The sequence below is a fragment of the Microbacterium paraoxydans genome (genome assembly GCF_900105335.1).
In the GTDB taxonomy this organism is placed as follows: domain Bacteria; phylum Actinomycetota; class Actinomycetes; order Actinomycetales; family Microbacteriaceae; genus Microbacterium; species Microbacterium paraoxydans.
Genome location: NZ_LT629770.1, coordinates 1,600,153 through 1,615,093 on the forward strand (window position 1 = coordinate 1,600,153; position 14,941 = coordinate 1,615,093).

Genomic DNA, 14,941 nt, shown 5'->3' on the forward strand with positions numbered 1-14,941 from the left:
GACACGCCGCACCGCGGGGCGGGAGGCCGGCGTGTCGGCTCCGATCTCCGAAGTCGTGCCCGCGGGACGCCGCTCAGGGGGCGGGGCGGGGCTCGCCGAGCTTCACGACGACCACGCCGGCGAGCACGAGCACGCCCCCGAGGGCCTGCAGCGGGCCGGGGAGCTGCCCAAGTAGGAGCCAGCCGAAGAGCAGGGCCGCCACGACCTCGGCGAGCGCGACGAACGAGGCCAGCCGGGAGCCGAGCATCCGCGTCGAGACGATGCCGAGCACGTACGCGAGGGCCGTGGCGATCACGCCGATCGCGAGGACCGGCACGAACCACGGCACCGCGCCGAACCGGTAGTCGACGTCGGCCGTCGTCCACGCGAACGGCAGCACGCCGACGAGCGCGGCGAGGCTCAGACCCACGGCACCGAGCAGCAGCCCACTGCCCGCGAGGGCGATCGGCGGGATCCCGGTGTCGGCCCTGGCGGACAGCACGAAGTAGCTCGCGGCCCCCACCATCGCCCCGAGCGCCCAGAGGATACCGACGACATCCACCTGCGCCCCGGTCACGATGTCGAGCATGAGGACGAGCCCGACGAAGGCGATGCCGGCACCGAGGACGCTGCGCCGCGTGGGACGCTCGCCCCGGCGCAGCCAGAGCCAGAGGAGCACGGCGACCGGGGCGGTGTACTCGATGAGCAGCGCGATCCCGACGTCCATCAACGCCACGGCCTGGAAGTAGCAGAGCTGGGTGGCGGCGACGGCGAGGAGGCCGTAGGCGGCGACCATCCCCGCGTTCTGCCGGAGGGCACGCCACCGCCCGCGGAGCGCGAGGACCGTGGGGACGAGCAGCACGAGCGCCGCGACCCAGACCCGCACCGTGACGGCAGCGCCCGGCGTCCATCCCGCGTCGATGAGTCCACGTGCCCACGCCCCGGAGGAGCCGAACGCGAAGGCGGCGGCGACAGCGAGCGGCAGGCCGAGGCGCACCCCGGTCCGGGTGCGCGGAGTGTCATCGGCCACGGTGCTCATGAGGGATGACGCTACGCCCGCGGGAGTAAGCTGTCAACATGGTCTTCACCGATGACACAGAGGATGCGCTGCGCGCGGCGGTCTGGCTCGCGAACTCGGCGGAAGACCCGGACACCCTGGTCGACATCGACGACGAGAAGACCTTCCTTCAGGTGTTCCCGTACACGGGACGGGTCGACGGGGACACGGTGGAACTCGACGACCTCCGCGCTCTGCGGCCGCGCCTCCGCGCCATGCTGCTCGCTCCGCGCGACGAGATGGCCGCGCACGTCAATGCCGCTCTCGCCGAGGTGCGCCTGACCCCGCGGCTCGTGCGTCACGACGAGCTGGACTGGCACCTGCACGGCCTCGCCGACGAACGCCCGCTCGCCGAACGGGTGCTCGTGGAGACCGCGATGGCCCTGATCGACGTCATCCGCACGGACGAGGGCTCTCGCCTCACCGTCTGTGCGGACGGGACATGCCAGGCGATCGCCCTCGACCTCTCCCGCAACCGCTCCAAGCGCTACTGCTCGACGAGCTGCGCCAACCGCAACGCCGTCGCGGCGTACCGCGCCCGCCGCGCCGCCGGCTGACCACGCCGCGCGCTCCGCTCGGAGACCGCAGACCGGAACGCGGTCCGAGCGGAATCGATGCTGCCCGCTCTTCACAAACGATTATCGATTAGTGTAATGTCGCGAGCGGCCCTCCCTCATGCATCAGGAAAGGATCAACGATGATCAAGGCCCGAGTCCTCCCCCTCGTCGGCATCGCGGCGGTATCCGCCCTCGCCATCGCCGGCTGCTCGACCACCGCCGGCGACGACGGCGGCGATGCCGGTGGCGACGTCACCGTCCGCATGCTCGTGAACGTCACCCCGAACCTGACCGAGGAGTTCTGGAACGACCTCGTCGCGCCGTTCGAGGACGCCAACCCGAATATCGACGTCGTCATCCAGAACCCGGGTGCGGAGGGCGTCGAAGCCGCCGTGCCGCGCCTGCTGGCCGCCGGCGACGCTCCCGACGTCGTGCAGTCCATCGCCCCCACCACCAAGCTCGCTCCCGAGCTCGTCGACCTCTCGCAGTACGAGTGGGCGTCGTCCGGTCCGCTCGCCGACCAGTACTCGATCGACGGCAAGAACTACATGGCCGGCATCGGCGTGCAGTTGCAGAGCCTCTTCTTCTACAACAAGACCGCGTTCGAGGAGGCGGGGATCACGGAGGTGCCGACCACGGTCGACGAGCTCACCGAAGCCCTCGGCAAGCTCAAGGACGCCGGGTGGACGCCCGTCCAGACCGGTGGCGACTGGATGACGAGCCACACCCTGCAGGCGCTCGGGCTGCCGACCATCATCGCCGAGGACCCGGAGTGGTTCCAGGACATCTCGGCGGGCGACGTCACCTTCAGCGAGACCTACGGCGATGCGGTCGAGACCTACGCGGACTGGGTGTCCGAGGGCTACATCCCGGGCGACGCCCTGGGCATCAAGTACCCGGACGCCGAGCAGGCCTTCCTCTCGGGCAAGACCGCGGTGTACTCGATGGGAAGCTGGTTCGCCGGCACCCAGGCGAAGGCCGCCGACTCCGCGGACATCGGCGTCTTCCGCGCCCCCGCCATGAGCGCCGACGAGCAGCCCGCGATGGGCGCCAACATCGCCAGCCCGTACTCGATCCTCAAGGCGAGCAAGAACCAGGACGCGGCGGCGAAGCTCATCGAGTTCCTCACCACCGACCAGACCGCGGTGAGCGACCAGCTCGCGGTCGACGGCAACTTCCGCGACGGCTACGAGTACGACATGACGCCGCTCGGCGAGGAGCTGCTGCAGATCGTGGCCGACACCCCGGCTGAGGCCTACACGCCCACCGGCGGCGGCTACGGCGAGCGCACGCTCCCCGACGGCTACTCGGGCGAGATCAACACCCAGACCCAGGCCCTGCTCGGCGGCGCACCCGCCGACCAGGTGCTGCAGGCCATGGACGACTGGTTCGCCGCCAACGCCGGTTGACCCTCGCGGCGCCCGGGACGCGACATCCGTCCCGGGCGCCGTCCCGGCGCTGCCCCAGCGCCTCCCCCTGAACGCGCCACCGAGAACGAGAGTGCCGCCATGACTCCGCCCACCACGACCGCGCCGCCGCCGGCCGCCGCCGCCACCCCGACAGGACCATCGACGCCGATGAGCTCGCCCCCCGCCCCGCGCCGCCGCACGGCGCTGCAGCAGTGGCGGAACCGGATCCCCGGCATCCTCATGGGCGGCCCGGCCGTCGCGGTCTTCCTCGCGATGTTCGTCATCCCGATGATCCTCGCGGCGGTGCTCAGCTTCACCGACTGGAACGGGTACAGCCTCAACTTCAACTTCATCGGCTGGGACAACTACATCAAGGCGTTCCGCAGCCCGCGCTCGACCCAGGCCGCGATCTTCACGGGCATCATCGCGGTGGTGGGCACGATCCTCTGCAACGCCATCGGCCTCGCGATCGCCGCCCTCATCTCCGGGCCCGGCCGCTCGAACACGATCCTGCGCACGATCTTCTTCTACCCGTACGTGATCAGCGCCCTCATCATCGGCTTCCTCTGGTCGGCGATGCTCTCCCCCACCGGCGCCGTCAACGGCCTGCTCAGCACGCTCGGCCTCCCGGCGATGCCGTTCCTCACCGACCCGACCTTCGCCAAGGCGAGCGTGATCTTCACGATCGTGTGGTCACACTTCGGCTTCAACATGATCCTGTTCCTCGCCGGCATCAAGTCCGTCCCCGCGGAGTACTACGAGGCGGCGACCGTGGACGGCGCCTCGCGGTGGCAGCAGTTCCGCTCCATCACCCTGCCGCTCATCGCCCCCGTCTTCACGGTGAACCTCGTGCTCACCCTCGTCGGGCTCCTCAAGGCGTACGACGTGGTGCTGTCGCTCACCGACGGAGGACCCGCCGGCTCGACGCAGACGATCGTCTACCAGATCCTCAAGGACTCCTTCGCGAACTCGGCCCTCGGCTTCGGCGCCGCGCAGTCCATGATCCTCCTCATCGTCACCGCAGTCGTCGGCCTCGCCGTCACGCTGGTGCGACGCCGCGCCGAGCAGAAGGCGACCGACTGATGAAGCAGACCCGCAACCGCCCGGCCCTCGCCGTCAGCACGATCCGGTGGATCGTCCTCGGCGTCGTCGCGATCACGATGCTGATCCCGATGTACACGATGCTGATCAACGCGTTCAAACCGCAGGCCGACATCATCGAGAACCCGCTGCTGATCACGCCGCAGATGTTCACGTTCGACTACCTGTGGGCCGCGATCACGAGCAGCAAGTTCAACGTGATCGCCGCGTACGGCATCACACTGCTGTTCGTCGTGCTCGTGAACCTGTGCTGCATCGCCCTCGCCGCGCCCGTCGCCTACGTCATCGCCCGCGGACGGTCGAAGTGGCACCTGGGACTGCTGCTCCTCTTCGTCTCCGGGCTCTTCATCCCCGGCCAGGTGACGCTGATCCCCGTGGTCTTCGTGCTGCGGGTGCTCGGGCTCATCAACACGATCCCCGGGTTCATCCTCTTCGAGACCGCGGCGACCCTGCCGGTGACGATCTTCCTGTTCACGGCCTACCTCCGCAGCGTCCCGCGTGACATCGACGAGGCGGCGTCGCTGGACGGCGCCGGGCCCATCCGCGCCTTCTGGGCGTGCATCTTCCCGATCATGAAGCCCGTCGTCGCGACGGTCGTGGTACTCAACTCGATCGGCGTGTGGAACGACTTCGTGAGTCCGCAGATCATCCTCGGGCCGAGCTCCGGGATCTACACGGTGACCACCGGCGTCTACGCGGCGGTCGGACAGTTCTCGACCGACTACACCCAAGTGTTCCCGACCCTCCTGCTGGCCGTGCTGCCCGCGATGGTGTTCTTCATCGTGATGCAGCGCCACATCATCGGCGGCCTGGTCGCCGGAGCGACGAAGGGATGACCGTGCCGGAGACCCCGCTCACCCGTCCGCTGCGCACGATCCCGGCCTGGGCCGTGCTGCAGCGCCGGCTCTTCGCCGAGGTCGAGGAGGCCCGCCGCCTCTTCGGCGACCGCTACACGCTGCCGGACGGCCGCCTCCGCGGCGTCGCCGAGTTCATCGACCGCGACGGCGTGGACGACCTGTACGAGCCCTTCTTCAACTGGCCCGCGTTCTATCTGCTCGGCGGCTCCGACGAGGTGCTCGCCGACGCCAAGCGGCACTGGGAGGGCGTGACCGTGCAGCTCGCCGACGCGGGCATGCTCACCGAGGAGTACGACAACGGCTACGACTGGTTCCATCAGGGCGAGTCGCTGCTGTTCCTCGCCGGCATCTGCGCCGCCGACCCGGCCGACACCGCGTTCGCCGCGCGTGCCGCCCGGTTCTCGGCCCTCTTCACCGACCCCGCGAAGGGCAACTACGACGCCGAGCGCAACATGATCCGCTCGCCGCACAACGGCGCTCTGGGTGCCCGCGAGGGGCTGGACGAGAAGATCGTGCCGTACACGGCCGACCGGGACGAGATGCGCCCCTACGGTCTGCCGCTGCACGGCCTGGACGGCATCGCCTCCTGGGACGACCTCGCCGACCCCGCCCACGCCCAGCGGATGGCGGAGGAGATGCAGCGCCGCGCGGCGGGTGACATCGCCGTGAACCTGGCTGCGACCTCCCTCGCCGCGAATCGCTGGCTCTACGACGGCGACGAGGAGACGGCCGCGTGGATCCGCCGGTACGTCGACGGCTGGCGCGCGCGGGCGGACGGGGGCCTGCTCCCCGACAACGTCGGCCCCGACGGCACCGTCGGCTCCCTCCACGACGGCCGCTGGTGGGGCGGACACTACGGCTGGGCCTGGCCGCACGGGCTGCACTCCGTCGGCATGAGCGCCCTGATCGGCGCGCTCAACCACGCGCTCGTCACCGGCGACGACGGCGCCCTCGACCTCGTGCGCACCATGCTCGACACCGTGCTCGCCGAGGCGCGCAGCGGCAGCGTCGCGGAGTCCACGTACAGCTTGCGCGGCGGGTGGATGGCCCGGCTCGGCGCCGCTGCCACCGAGCCCGCCCTGCTGGTCCCCTACCGCCACGGCGCGGACGGCTGGTTCGACTACGGTCCGCTGCAGCTCGACCTCCCCCTGTGGCTGTGGTGGTGGTCGCGACGCACGTCCGACCGGGAGCGGCTGGAGACGGCGATCGCCGGCCTCCCCTCCTCCGCCGACCTCGTCGCGCCGTTCCGCGACAAGGAGGAGGCGGGTCACGAGGCCGGCTGGTTCGCGTACCTCTCCGGCGACCTGCCCGATTATCCGGTGCGGGCGCTGGAGATGGCGCTCGGCCAGGTGGCACGTCGCGCCGCGATGATGCTCGCCGACGACCGCGATCCCGACGCCGCACACCTGCACTTCTGGCAGCGCGTGAATCCCGTGGTGACGGAGGTGCTGACGCAGCTCGTCGGCGGGGCGCCACAGGTGCTCTACAACGGCGGACTCGGTTTCACGGCGCTCCGCTACGAGGACGTCGACCGCGCGCGGCCCGGACTCCCGGAGGACGTCGCCGCGCTCGTGCACCGCCTCGACGACGACGGCATCGGCGTGCAGCTCGTGAACACCTCTGCCGTGCACACCCGCACCGTGCGGCTGCGCGGCGGGCGCTTCGGCCTCGACCGGATCGTGCGGGTCACGGCGACCGGCGAGGAGCCCGGCTTCTGGCCCGGCGCCTCGGGCACCTACACGGCCCCGGACGCCCCGACCGTCACCACGACCTTCGACGTGGACGACGACCTCGTGGTGACCCTGCCCCCGGCGCACAGCGCCGATCTCGACCTGACCATCGCGCGTGCGACCGGCTCGCCGCGCCACCTGTTCCCTGAAGGAGACGCATGAGCGCCGATCTGATCCGACCCGACTTCGCCCTGCCCGTGCGGGGTGGGGCCTACCAGCGGCCCTCGCCCGAGGTGGTCGAGTCCTTCGACGCGATCTCCTCCGCCACCGCGTGCGCCAAGCTGCACGGACTCGGGATCCGCCGCAGCTACATCGACGGACCGGAGCCGCTGAGCCTCGGCCAGCGCGTCGTCGGCTCGGCGCTGACCCTGCAGTTCATGCCGCAGCGCGAGGACATGGCCTCGGGCGACGGCCAGGAGTACGCCGAGCGGCACACCGCCCTGTGGCACGTGCTCGAGGCCGTGCAACCCGGCGACGTGCTGGTGATTCAGGCGTACGGCAGCCGGTTCTCCGGGTGCATCGGCGACATCCTCGCGCGCTACTTCGCGCGCAAGGGGGGCGCGGGGATCGTCGTGGACGGCCGCATCCGCGACGCCGGCCGCATCCGCGAGCTCGGGATCCCGGTGTGGTCGACGGGCACGACCCCGCACTACGCCTCGCAGTCGGAGCTGGTGCCGTGGGCCTACGACGTGCCCGTCGCGGTGGGCGGGGCCCTGTGCATGCCGGGCGACCTCGTGGTCGCGGACGACGACGGCCCTGTCGTGGTGCCGCAGGCCATGGCGCCGCGGGTCGTGGACGACGCGCGCGATCATGAGGAGTGGGAGGTGTTCAGCCGCCGCCGTCTCGACGAGGGCGCACGCCTGAGCGACTACTACCCGTTGACCCCCGACAGCCGCGAGGAGTACGAGGCATGGCGTTCCGTCCAGAGCTCCGTCCGCTGAATCCCGAGGTCGCCGCGCGCGACGACGTCGGACTGGGGTGCGCGCCGATCGGCAACCTCTTCGCCCCCGTGCCTGACGGCGACGCGGTGGCGACCGTGCAGGCCGCGCTCGCCCGCGATGTCCGTTTCTTCGACACCGCACCGCTGTACGGCTCGGGCGAGAGCGAGCGGAAGCTCGGCCTCGCCCTGCGCGGCGTACCTCGGGACGACTACGTGATCGCGACGAAGGTCGGCCGGGTGCTGGTCGATGCGGACGGCCGCCCCGTCGCGGGCGCCGCGAGCGGGCACGACTCCGTCGTCGACCTCAGCAGGGACGGCGTGCGGAGGAGCCTCGACGGCAGCCTCGCCCGGCTGGGTGTCGATCGCGTGGACGTGCTGCACCTGCACGACCCCCTGGACGTGGAGGCGGCGTTCGCGACGGCGCTTCCGGCCCTCGTCGAACTGCGCGACGAAGGGGTGGTGCGCGCGATCAGCGTGGGGCTGGGACGGCTCGACCCCCTGGAGCGCTACGTCGCCGAGGCGCCGCTCGACGTGGTGATGGAGGCCGGTCGGCTCACGCTGCTCGACCGCACCGCCCTGGACCGGTTGCTGCCGACCGCGGCGGCCCGCGGCATCGGGGTGCTCGCGGCCGCGGTGTTCAACTCCGGCATCCTCGTCGACCCGGTCGGCTCCCCCTTCTTCGAGTACAAGCCGGCACCCCCGGAGCTCCGAGAGCGGGCACAGCGCCTGCAGGCCGTCTGCGCCTCGTACGGCGTGCACCTCGCGGACGCCGCGGTGCAGTTCCCGCTGCGGCAGGGCGCGGATGCGGTGGTCGTCGGGGCGCGGACCCCCGCCGAGGTGGACGCGTTCGTGGACGGCCTCGACGCCGCGCTGCCCGCCGCGCTGTGGGACGCCCTCGATGCGGAGGCCGCATGACCGCGCGACCCGGGAGCTGACGTGCGGATCGTCGACGCCCATGTGCACGTCTGGGATGCGGACGCCGTGCCGATCCCGTGGTTCCGCGACGACCTCGGGCTCCCCCGGCAGGCCGCGGCCGCTCGTCTCGGACGGGAGCTGGCCGACGCCGGCGTCTCCTCCGCCATCGCCGTGCAGGCGGCGGACTCGGTGGCGGAGTCGGAGTGGCTGACCGCGACCGCCGCCCGGGACCCGTTCCTGCGGCGCGTGGTGCTGCAGTACACCCCCGCGCCGGGACGAGCCGCCGGCGCCACGGCGGTCGCGTTCTCTCCCGCCGTGGTCGGCGTGCGCGCCGCGGTGCCGCAGTTCGCCGCGGATCTCTCGGATGTGGACGGCCTCGACGCCCTCGCCGCCCACCTCGGCGCGACCTCCCGCACCCTCGAACTGCTCATCCGCCCTGACCAGCTGCCCGCCGCCGCCGCCCTGTCCCGACGGCACCCCGACACCGCGATCGTCGTCTGCCACCTCGGCCTCGGCGCCCGGACGGCCGATGGCGCATGGCTCTCCGCCCTCACCGAGGCCGCGTCGGCTCCGGGGGTGTCGGCGAAGGTCTCCGGGCTCGACCTCACGGCGCGCGGGGCGGACGAGTCGCGGGAACTGCTGCGCTCCGCTTTCGCCCTCTTCGGCGCGGATCGACTGATGTACGGCAGCGACTGGCCGATGTCCACGCGGACCACGACCTACGGGGAGGTTCTCGCCGCGACCCGGCAGGCTCTTCCTCCGCTCTCCGCTGCCGAGGCTCGAGCATTCTGGTCCGGCACCGCCGACCGCCTCTCCCCCTTCACCGCGTAGCCCCCGTCGCAGTTTCGCCCCGAGGTCGCAGGGATTCCGGGGATGGATGTGACCGCGTGCCGAATCTGCGACCTCGCGCCGGAACACCCCATCCCGGAAGCAGAGTCGCGTCCCGTCGCGGATTCGCACCGCGTCGCAGGGACTCCGGCCAGCCATGCGACCTCGGTGCGAAACTGCGACCTTGCGCGGCGGGAAGCGGGGTCAGTCGAGGAGGGTGCCGGCAGCGTGGGCGCGGAACAGGGCGGACGCGGCCTCTTCGTCACCGGCCTCCAGCGTGTCGAGCAGGCCCTTGTGCCAGTCCGCGACCTCGTGCCAGTCCCCCGTGAAGGTGGGGTCGCCGAGCACGTGCATGACGCGCAGGCTCGGCTCCAGGAGGTCCCACATGCGGGGGAGGTACACGTTGCCGCTGGCCTCGATCACCGCACGGTGGAAGGTGAAGTCGAGCTCGCGGAACCGGGCGAGGTCTTCCGCCTCAGCCGCCTCATGCATCTGCGCGATGAGGCCGACGAGCTCGGCCCGGCGAGCGGGGTCGAGCGCTCCGCAGGCCAGCCGTCCCGCCAGCCCCTCCAGCTCGACGCGCGCGACCTTCGCCTGCGCCGCCTCCTCCGCGGAGTAGCTCGCGACGAAGTTGCCCTGATGCCGCACGTGCGACACGAGCCCCTCGTGCGCGAGCCGCTTGAGGGCGTCGCGCACGGGCGCCTGGCTCACCTGCATCTGCCGGGCGAGCTGCGACTCCACGAGCTGCTCGCCGGGGGCCAGCGTCGAGTCCTTGATCATCGCCTTGATGAGCGCGTAGATCTGATCCGACAGCAGTCCGCGCTGCAGTCCGGCCGTGCCGAGAGCATCCGTCATGACCATCAGTCTACGTCCATTATCGACTATCGCTAATGGACGCGGCCGTGCGCCAGGCATCCGCGATGAGGGCGGATCCGCGGGGCGTCGGGTGCACCCCGTCCGGCGCGAGCTCGACGACCGGATACTGCTCCGTCGCCGCCGTGAACACCTCGTGCAGGGGCACGAACGCCGCCCCGTGCTCCGCGGCGAGAGCCCGCACCGCCGCCCGCTTCCCGTCGAGGTCGTCGAGCCATGCGTGCTGCTCCTCCGTCACCGGGAGGAAGTACGGCTCCATGAGGATCAGCCGCGGGGCGTGCGCGGCCACCGCGCGGCCGAGGAGGTCGCCGAGCGTGGCGGCGAACTCCTCGGCCGAGGTCGGGTCGTCGCTGTCGAACCGTCGCCACATGTCGTTCACGCCGACGTACACGGTCAGCAGCTCCGGCGCCGTCGGGAGCAGCTCCGCGTCCCACCGCGCGGCCAGGTCGCGGGCGCGGTCCCCCGCGACCCCGAGGTTGCGGACCGTGGCCCCAGCGGCCTGCAGCTCGGGGGCGAGGAGCGACACATAGCCGTCCCCGAAAGACTCCGGGTCGGAGCGATCGCGCCCCGCGTCGGTGATCGAGTCTCCGATGAAGGTCACCCGCATCGTGGCACGTCCTGTTCGTCGTTCTTGAGCTTCGGTCGCACCGAGATCGGGAGCTCGACGCTCGCGTCAGCGTACGTCACGGTGAGCGTGTGGTGCGGGCGCACCTTGCTGCTGTCGAAGCCGCTGACCATGTCCGCCGTCACCTGCTGGGTGGTGCGGGATCCGTCGCTCCAGTCCACGCCCAGCAGCATGCCGGTCACGTCGAGCTCCTCGCCGCGCACGTAGCGGGTCTTGGGGTCGGCTTCGGGCGCCCAGCAGATGCCGGTCACCGTCGCGGGCGGCGGTGTCGGCCGCACGGCCAGGGTGTTCGTCTTGCCGTAGTGGTAGACGTTGAAGAAGCCGTCCGCACCGACGCGGAGATTCTCCCTGGCGTCGACCATGTTCCACACTGTCACGTCGTCGACCCGGAGCACGATGCGGGTGCCGCCGTCCTCGGCGACGGCCCCGAACTCGATCCGGTGCGTGGAGTTCGGCTCGATGACCTTGTTGGGGATGCTGTCGAGCATGGTCTGGCCCGGGGTCCAGCTCTGGAACTCGATCACGTCCTCTTTGATCACCGCGAGGTATCCGGTGTTGGAGTTCTGCCAGGCGGGAAGGCCGGTCTGGTCGGAGCGCGCCTGGAAGCCGTACCAGCCCCCGTCGAAGGCGCCGAACTCCGCCTCGAACTGCAGCAGGGTGTCGCCGAAGCGCTCGGCCTCGTAGCCGTGCACGCCCTGACCGCTGATCACGACACCCGTGTCGTCCACCGCGATGAGGTCGGACTGGCTCCAGTTCGCCCCGTCCTTCAGCTGGCCGTCCAGGCGGGTGGTCGGGTACTCGGCATCGTCCACGGTCACGGTGACCGTGTCGCTGAGGCTCGGATCGGCGACCGAGGTCGCGGTGATCGTCGCCGTGCCGGCCGTGACCCCCGCGATGCGTCCGCCGGAGACCGTGGCGACCTCCGGCGCGTCGGTCGTCCAGGTGACCCGGGCGTCGCTGGCGTCCTCCGGGGCGACCGTGGCCGCGACGGACCGCCGCTCCCCCACGGTCAGTCCCACGGCGTCAGCGTCCAGGCTCACGCCCGTGACCGGCACCCCGGAGAGCGAGAACCCGATGTCGTCGAAGTCGAGCGAGGCGTAGTTCTCCACGTAGAACCCGACCCGACCGGCCTTGCCGGGCCCGGGGTCGGCGCCTTCCAGCGCGATCGCCCCGTTCACGGAGATCCGGATCTGCCCGTCCTGCACGGCGATGCGGACGTGCGAGGTCTCCCCGGGGGTCAGGCCCTGCGCCGCCGGCACGACCTTCTCGGCGACGACCTTCCAGGCGTCGTCGAAGATCGTCCAGGTCGGCCCCGCCGCGGCCTGGCGGAAGCGGATGTAGCCGCCGCCCTTGCCGTTGCGGTCGTAGACGATGAGTCCCGCGTTGGCGGGGGTCGTGGCCGGGGCCGTGACGTCGAAGTCGAGCACGAACTCCGTGAAGTCCCGCGGCAGGATGCTGTTGGCTCCCTTGAGGATGCGGTACACCTTGTCGCCCGACGCATCCACCTGGATGGAGCGGTTCGGGTCGGTCGGCCAGCCGTTCGCCCCCGACTCGAAGTCGGTGAAGTGCAGCACGCCGTCGCCCTCCTCGACGATCACCTCGATGGTCGCGGTCTTGGCGGCATCGGCCTTCGCCGTCGCCGTGACCGTGGTCGTGCCGGGGCCCATGCCGAGCACCACGCCCTTGTCGTTGACGGAGGCGACGGCGGTATCGGCCGAGGCGTAGGTCACCGCGGCGTCGTCGGCGTTCCAGGGCAGCGGAACGGCGCGCACGCGCACCTCGTCGCCCGCGTCGATCGTGAGCGTGTCGCTGTCGAACGCGATGTCCTCGAGCGGGATGGTCTGCGGCTGCTGCGTCTGCCCGATCGCGCCGTCGACGCCGATCTCGCCGAACGCGATGGCCTCGAAGCCCGGGATCTGGTCGAACACGGCCGCGTCCGCCTTCAGCGTGTAGTCGCCGTTCGCGGCGTCCACGAAGCCGGGGTCGGCGTCGGCCACCCAGTTGTCCTCGTAGTTCAGGAGGTTCTTCCCGTCTTTCGCGCCGTGCTCGTTGACGCCGGCCATGCGGGCCCGGTTCGGGTTCCACACGACGTTCTCCGCGAACGTGCTGTGGTTCGGGAAGTAGTGGTCGTCCTCGAAGAAGTGCGCGAGCTCGGGGTACTTCGTCAGATACGGCGTGCCGACGAAGTCGTTGTTGTCGGCGAACACCTTCTCCCAGGCCGGCATGTAGTCGCGGTCGACGACGTTGCCCTCCTGGTCGCCCATCCACTGCTCGTAGTTGTCGTACGGGGCGTAGGCGTCGACGAAGACGTTGTTGCGTGCCTCGATGTAGTCGGCCGAGCCGCTCTTGATCGCGCCGTTGCCCATGTTCACGAACACGTTCTTCTCGATCGTGAGGTCCCACGTGAAGTTGTCGGCGTAGATGCCCTCGACGCCCGCCATGCCGACGCCGATGTCGTGGAAGTAGTTCTCCCGGAACACGTGGCCGCGCTGCTGCGGGGTCTTGCCGGAGTTCATGTAGATGGCACCGAGGTCGTGGAACTGCTTGCAGACGTCGTACACCTCGTTGCGTTCGAACAGGTGGTCGTTGCCGTGCACGATGATCCCGGGATGCGGGGCGTCGTGGATCTCGTTGTCCCTGGCGATGTTGCCGACGCCGTCGAACATCACGCCCGGATTGTAGGCCTTGTGGTAGTACGCGAAGTCGGCGATCTCGGAGTTCTCGACCCGGTTGCGGCCGGGTTCGAGCGTCGTCTTGTCGCCGCCCTGGAGCACCACGCCGACGCCGCCGACGTGAGTGAGCCGGCTGTCGGTCACGGCGTGGTCGCGGCCGCCGCGGTTCACCGGAATGCCGTCGTACGTGTAGCGCCCCGGCGAGTTGATGAGCACGCCGCCGTCGGTGAAGTTGCGGATGTCGCTGTGCGAGATCGTCACGTGCGAGCCGCCGAGGATCACCGCGGCCGTCGCGCGGCCGTACTCCATCACGAGGTCGTCGAAGTTCACGTACGAGGCTCCGTCGGCGCGCAGCATCGGCTCGTCGAGCGTCGTCACCGTCACGGCGCCGCGACCGGACGTGAAGGCCGCGTTCGGGATGAGGTACAGCTTCCCGGCGTCACGGTCGATGTAGTACTCGCCGGGGGCGTCGAGCTCCTCCAGCAGGTTCTGCGCGAAGTGGAAGTCGGGGAACCAGCTCTTCATGATCCCGGACATCTCGCCGTAGCGGAGGGTGATGGTCTTCGCCTCGGTGTCGATGCTCTCGATCTTGTTGTACGACCACTCCCAGCTGTAGCCGAAGATGCCGTCCAGCCAGACGTCCTCGGCTTGCGTCCAGTGCTTCGGGCGGTCGTAGCCGTAGCTGAACGTGCCGCCGCGCTCCTGCAGGTCGGCGTCGTTGCGGTCCGGCCCGGCGTCGATGATGTCGCCCATCTGCACCGTCGGGGTGGCCGCGTCGGCGTTGGGCCAGCGCGCGAGGGTCATGCCCTGGCCGTCGATGAACAGCTCCATGGGCGGGGTGGTGCTGACGTCGTTGGCCTTCCAGTAGCCGTGGCGGCTGAGCTGGCCGTAGTCGGTGATGCCGAGGTCGGCGAGGTCGATCCCGACGACACGGTCGCGGGCAGCCGGGTCGATGATGCGCTCGGTCACCGCCGCGTCGTCGACCGCGGCGAACTGGTCGCGCGGCAGCTCGCGACCGCCGGTGAGGGTGGCGGTCTCCCCCGGGTACGAGCGGTAGGTGATGGGGGCGTCGGCAGTGCCCGAGTCCTGCGCGCCGATCTCGAACGACGCCGAGCGGGGGTACGTGCCCTCCCGGAGGTACACCGTGAGGCCGTCGTCCGGGAGCGCGGAGTCCGCCTTCAGCGCGCGGATCCGGTCGCGGGCGCCTTCCAGCGTCGCGAGGGGGTCGTCGATCGTGCCGGAGGCCGCGTCGTCACCTCCCGGCGCGAGGTAGAGGGCGTCGTCGTCCGCGGCCGCAGCCGCCGACGGGACCGCCGCAGCGAGGGCGGATCCGAACACCGCCGCCAGGGTCAGGCTTGCCAGTACACGCTTCATCGCGTCTCCGAACTGTCGCTTCCC

The 14,941-nt window shown here is 70.8% G+C and carries 12 protein-coding genes; 8 read left to right on the plus strand and 4 right to left on the minus strand.

The genetic code is table 11. The features are described 5' to 3' along the window. Positions 1 to 73 precede the first annotated feature (73 nt). Positions 74 to 1,018: an EamA family transporter gene (locus BLU02_RS08075; protein ID WP_060922543.1), complete on the minus strand. Its 945-nt coding sequence runs from the start codon at positions 1,016 to 1,018 to the stop codon at positions 74 to 76. A gap of 38 nt (positions 1,019 to 1,056) precedes the next feature. Here BLU02_RS08075 and BLU02_RS08080 point away from each other — a divergent pair, with 38 nt between their 5' ends. From BLU02_RS08080 to BLU02_RS08115, 8 genes are all read left to right on the plus strand, one after another. Then, positions 1,057 to 1,593 (plus strand): CGNR zinc finger domain-containing protein, encoded by a 537-nt coding sequence (locus BLU02_RS08080; RefSeq protein WP_060922544.1) that lies wholly within the window; start codon positions 1,057 to 1,059, stop codon positions 1,591 to 1,593. Between the two features lie 140 nt (positions 1,594 to 1,733). Then, positions 1,734 to 3,002, plus strand: a complete 1,269-nt coding sequence (locus tag BLU02_RS08085) for an ABC transporter substrate-binding protein (protein ID WP_060922545.1) — start codon at positions 1,734 to 1,736, stop codon at positions 3,000 to 3,002. Between the two features lie 99 nt (positions 3,003 to 3,101). After that, on the plus strand, positions 3,102 to 4,085 hold the full coding sequence (locus BLU02_RS08090; RefSeq protein ID WP_231919661.1) for a carbohydrate ABC transporter permease: 984 nt from the start codon (positions 3,102 to 3,104) through the stop codon (positions 4,083 to 4,085). Continuing rightward, positions 4,085 to 4,939, plus strand: a complete 855-nt coding sequence (locus BLU02_RS08095; RefSeq protein ID WP_017204137.1) for a carbohydrate ABC transporter permease — start codon at positions 4,085 to 4,087, stop codon at positions 4,937 to 4,939. Before BLU02_RS08090 ends, BLU02_RS08095 begins: the two co-directional genes overlap by 1 nt. Next, entirely contained in the window at positions 4,936 to 6,852 is a 1,917-nt protein-coding gene (locus BLU02_RS08100; RefSeq protein ID WP_060922546.1) for a DUF8034 domain-containing protein, read from the plus strand. The genes BLU02_RS08095 and BLU02_RS08100 overlap by 4 nt, the downstream gene beginning before the upstream one ends. After that, entirely contained in the window at positions 6,849 to 7,631 is a 783-nt protein-coding gene (locus BLU02_RS08105; RefSeq protein WP_060922547.1) for an RraA family protein, read from the plus strand. Before BLU02_RS08100 ends, BLU02_RS08105 begins: the two co-directional genes overlap by 4 nt. Next, the gene (locus BLU02_RS08110; RefSeq protein ID WP_060922548.1) at positions 7,601 to 8,545 is read left to right on the plus strand and encodes an aldo/keto reductase; all 945 of its coding nucleotides are present in this window, start codon (positions 7,601 to 7,603) and stop codon (positions 8,543 to 8,545) included. The genes BLU02_RS08105 and BLU02_RS08110 overlap by 31 nt, the downstream gene beginning before the upstream one ends. A gap of 21 nt (positions 8,546 to 8,566) precedes the next feature. Beyond that, positions 8,567 to 9,376 (plus strand): amidohydrolase family protein, encoded by an 810-nt coding sequence (locus BLU02_RS08115; protein ID WP_083370934.1) that lies wholly within the window; start codon positions 8,567 to 8,569, stop codon positions 9,374 to 9,376. Between the two features lie 201 nt (positions 9,377 to 9,577). On the opposite strand, the gene BLU02_RS08120 is transcribed toward BLU02_RS08115, so the two are convergent. From BLU02_RS08120 to BLU02_RS08130, 3 genes are read right to left on the minus strand one after another with little or no spacing between them, the layout of a single operon-like run. After that, positions 9,578 to 10,228 carry a GntR family transcriptional regulator gene (locus BLU02_RS08120; RefSeq protein ID WP_060922931.1) on the minus strand — a complete coding sequence of 217 codons (651 nt, stop codon included), beginning with the start codon at positions 10,226 to 10,228 and terminating at the stop codon, positions 9,578 to 9,580. Between the two features lie 19 nt (positions 10,229 to 10,247). Next, positions 10,248 to 10,853 (minus strand): SGNH/GDSL hydrolase family protein, encoded by a 606-nt coding sequence (locus BLU02_RS08125; protein WP_060922925.1) that lies wholly within the window; start codon positions 10,851 to 10,853, stop codon positions 10,248 to 10,250. Next, positions 10,844 to 14,917 (minus strand): Ig-like domain-containing protein, encoded by a 4,074-nt coding sequence (locus BLU02_RS08130; protein WP_060922926.1) that lies wholly within the window; start codon positions 14,915 to 14,917, stop codon positions 10,844 to 10,846. Before BLU02_RS08130 ends, BLU02_RS08125 begins: the two co-directional genes overlap by 10 nt. Between the last annotated feature and the right edge of the window lie 24 nt (positions 14,918 to 14,941).

Bases quoted from the DNA above. Each gene is read 5' to 3' on its own strand.
- BLU02_RS08090 (WP_231919661.1), top strand. From the start codon at position 3,102: ATGACTCCGCCCACCACGACCGCGCCGCCGCCGGCCGCCGCCGCCACC.
- BLU02_RS08125 (WP_060922925.1), bottom strand. From the start codon at position 10,853: ATGCGGGTGACCTTCATCGGAGACTCGATCACCGACGCGGGGCGCGAT.
- BLU02_RS08110 (WP_060922548.1), top strand. From the start codon at position 7,601: ATGGCGTTCCGTCCAGAGCTCCGTCCGCTGAATCCCGAGGTCGCCGCG.
- BLU02_RS08100 (WP_060922546.1), top strand. From the start codon at position 4,936: ATGACCGTGCCGGAGACCCCGCTCACCCGTCCGCTGCGCACGATCCCG.
- BLU02_RS08105 (WP_060922547.1), top strand. From the start codon at position 6,849: ATGAGCGCCGATCTGATCCGACCCGACTTCGCCCTGCCCGTGCGGGGT.
- BLU02_RS08080 (WP_060922544.1), top strand. From the start codon at position 1,057: ATGGTCTTCACCGATGACACAGAGGATGCGCTGCGCGCGGCGGTCTGG.
- BLU02_RS08075 (WP_060922543.1), bottom strand. From the start codon at position 1,018: ATGAGCACCGTGGCCGATGACACTCCGCGCACCCGGACCGGGGTGCGC.
- BLU02_RS08095 (WP_017204137.1), top strand. From the start codon at position 4,085: ATGAAGCAGACCCGCAACCGCCCGGCCCTCGCCGTCAGCACGATCCGG.
- BLU02_RS08130 (WP_060922926.1), bottom strand. From the start codon at position 14,917: ATGAAGCGTGTACTGGCAAGCCTGACCCTGGCGGCGGTGTTCGGATCC.
- BLU02_RS08120 (WP_060922931.1), bottom strand. From the start codon at position 10,228: ATGACGGATGCTCTCGGCACGGCCGGACTGCAGCGCGGACTGCTGTCG.
- BLU02_RS08085 (WP_060922545.1), top strand. From the start codon at position 1,734: ATGATCAAGGCCCGAGTCCTCCCCCTCGTCGGCATCGCGGCGGTATCC.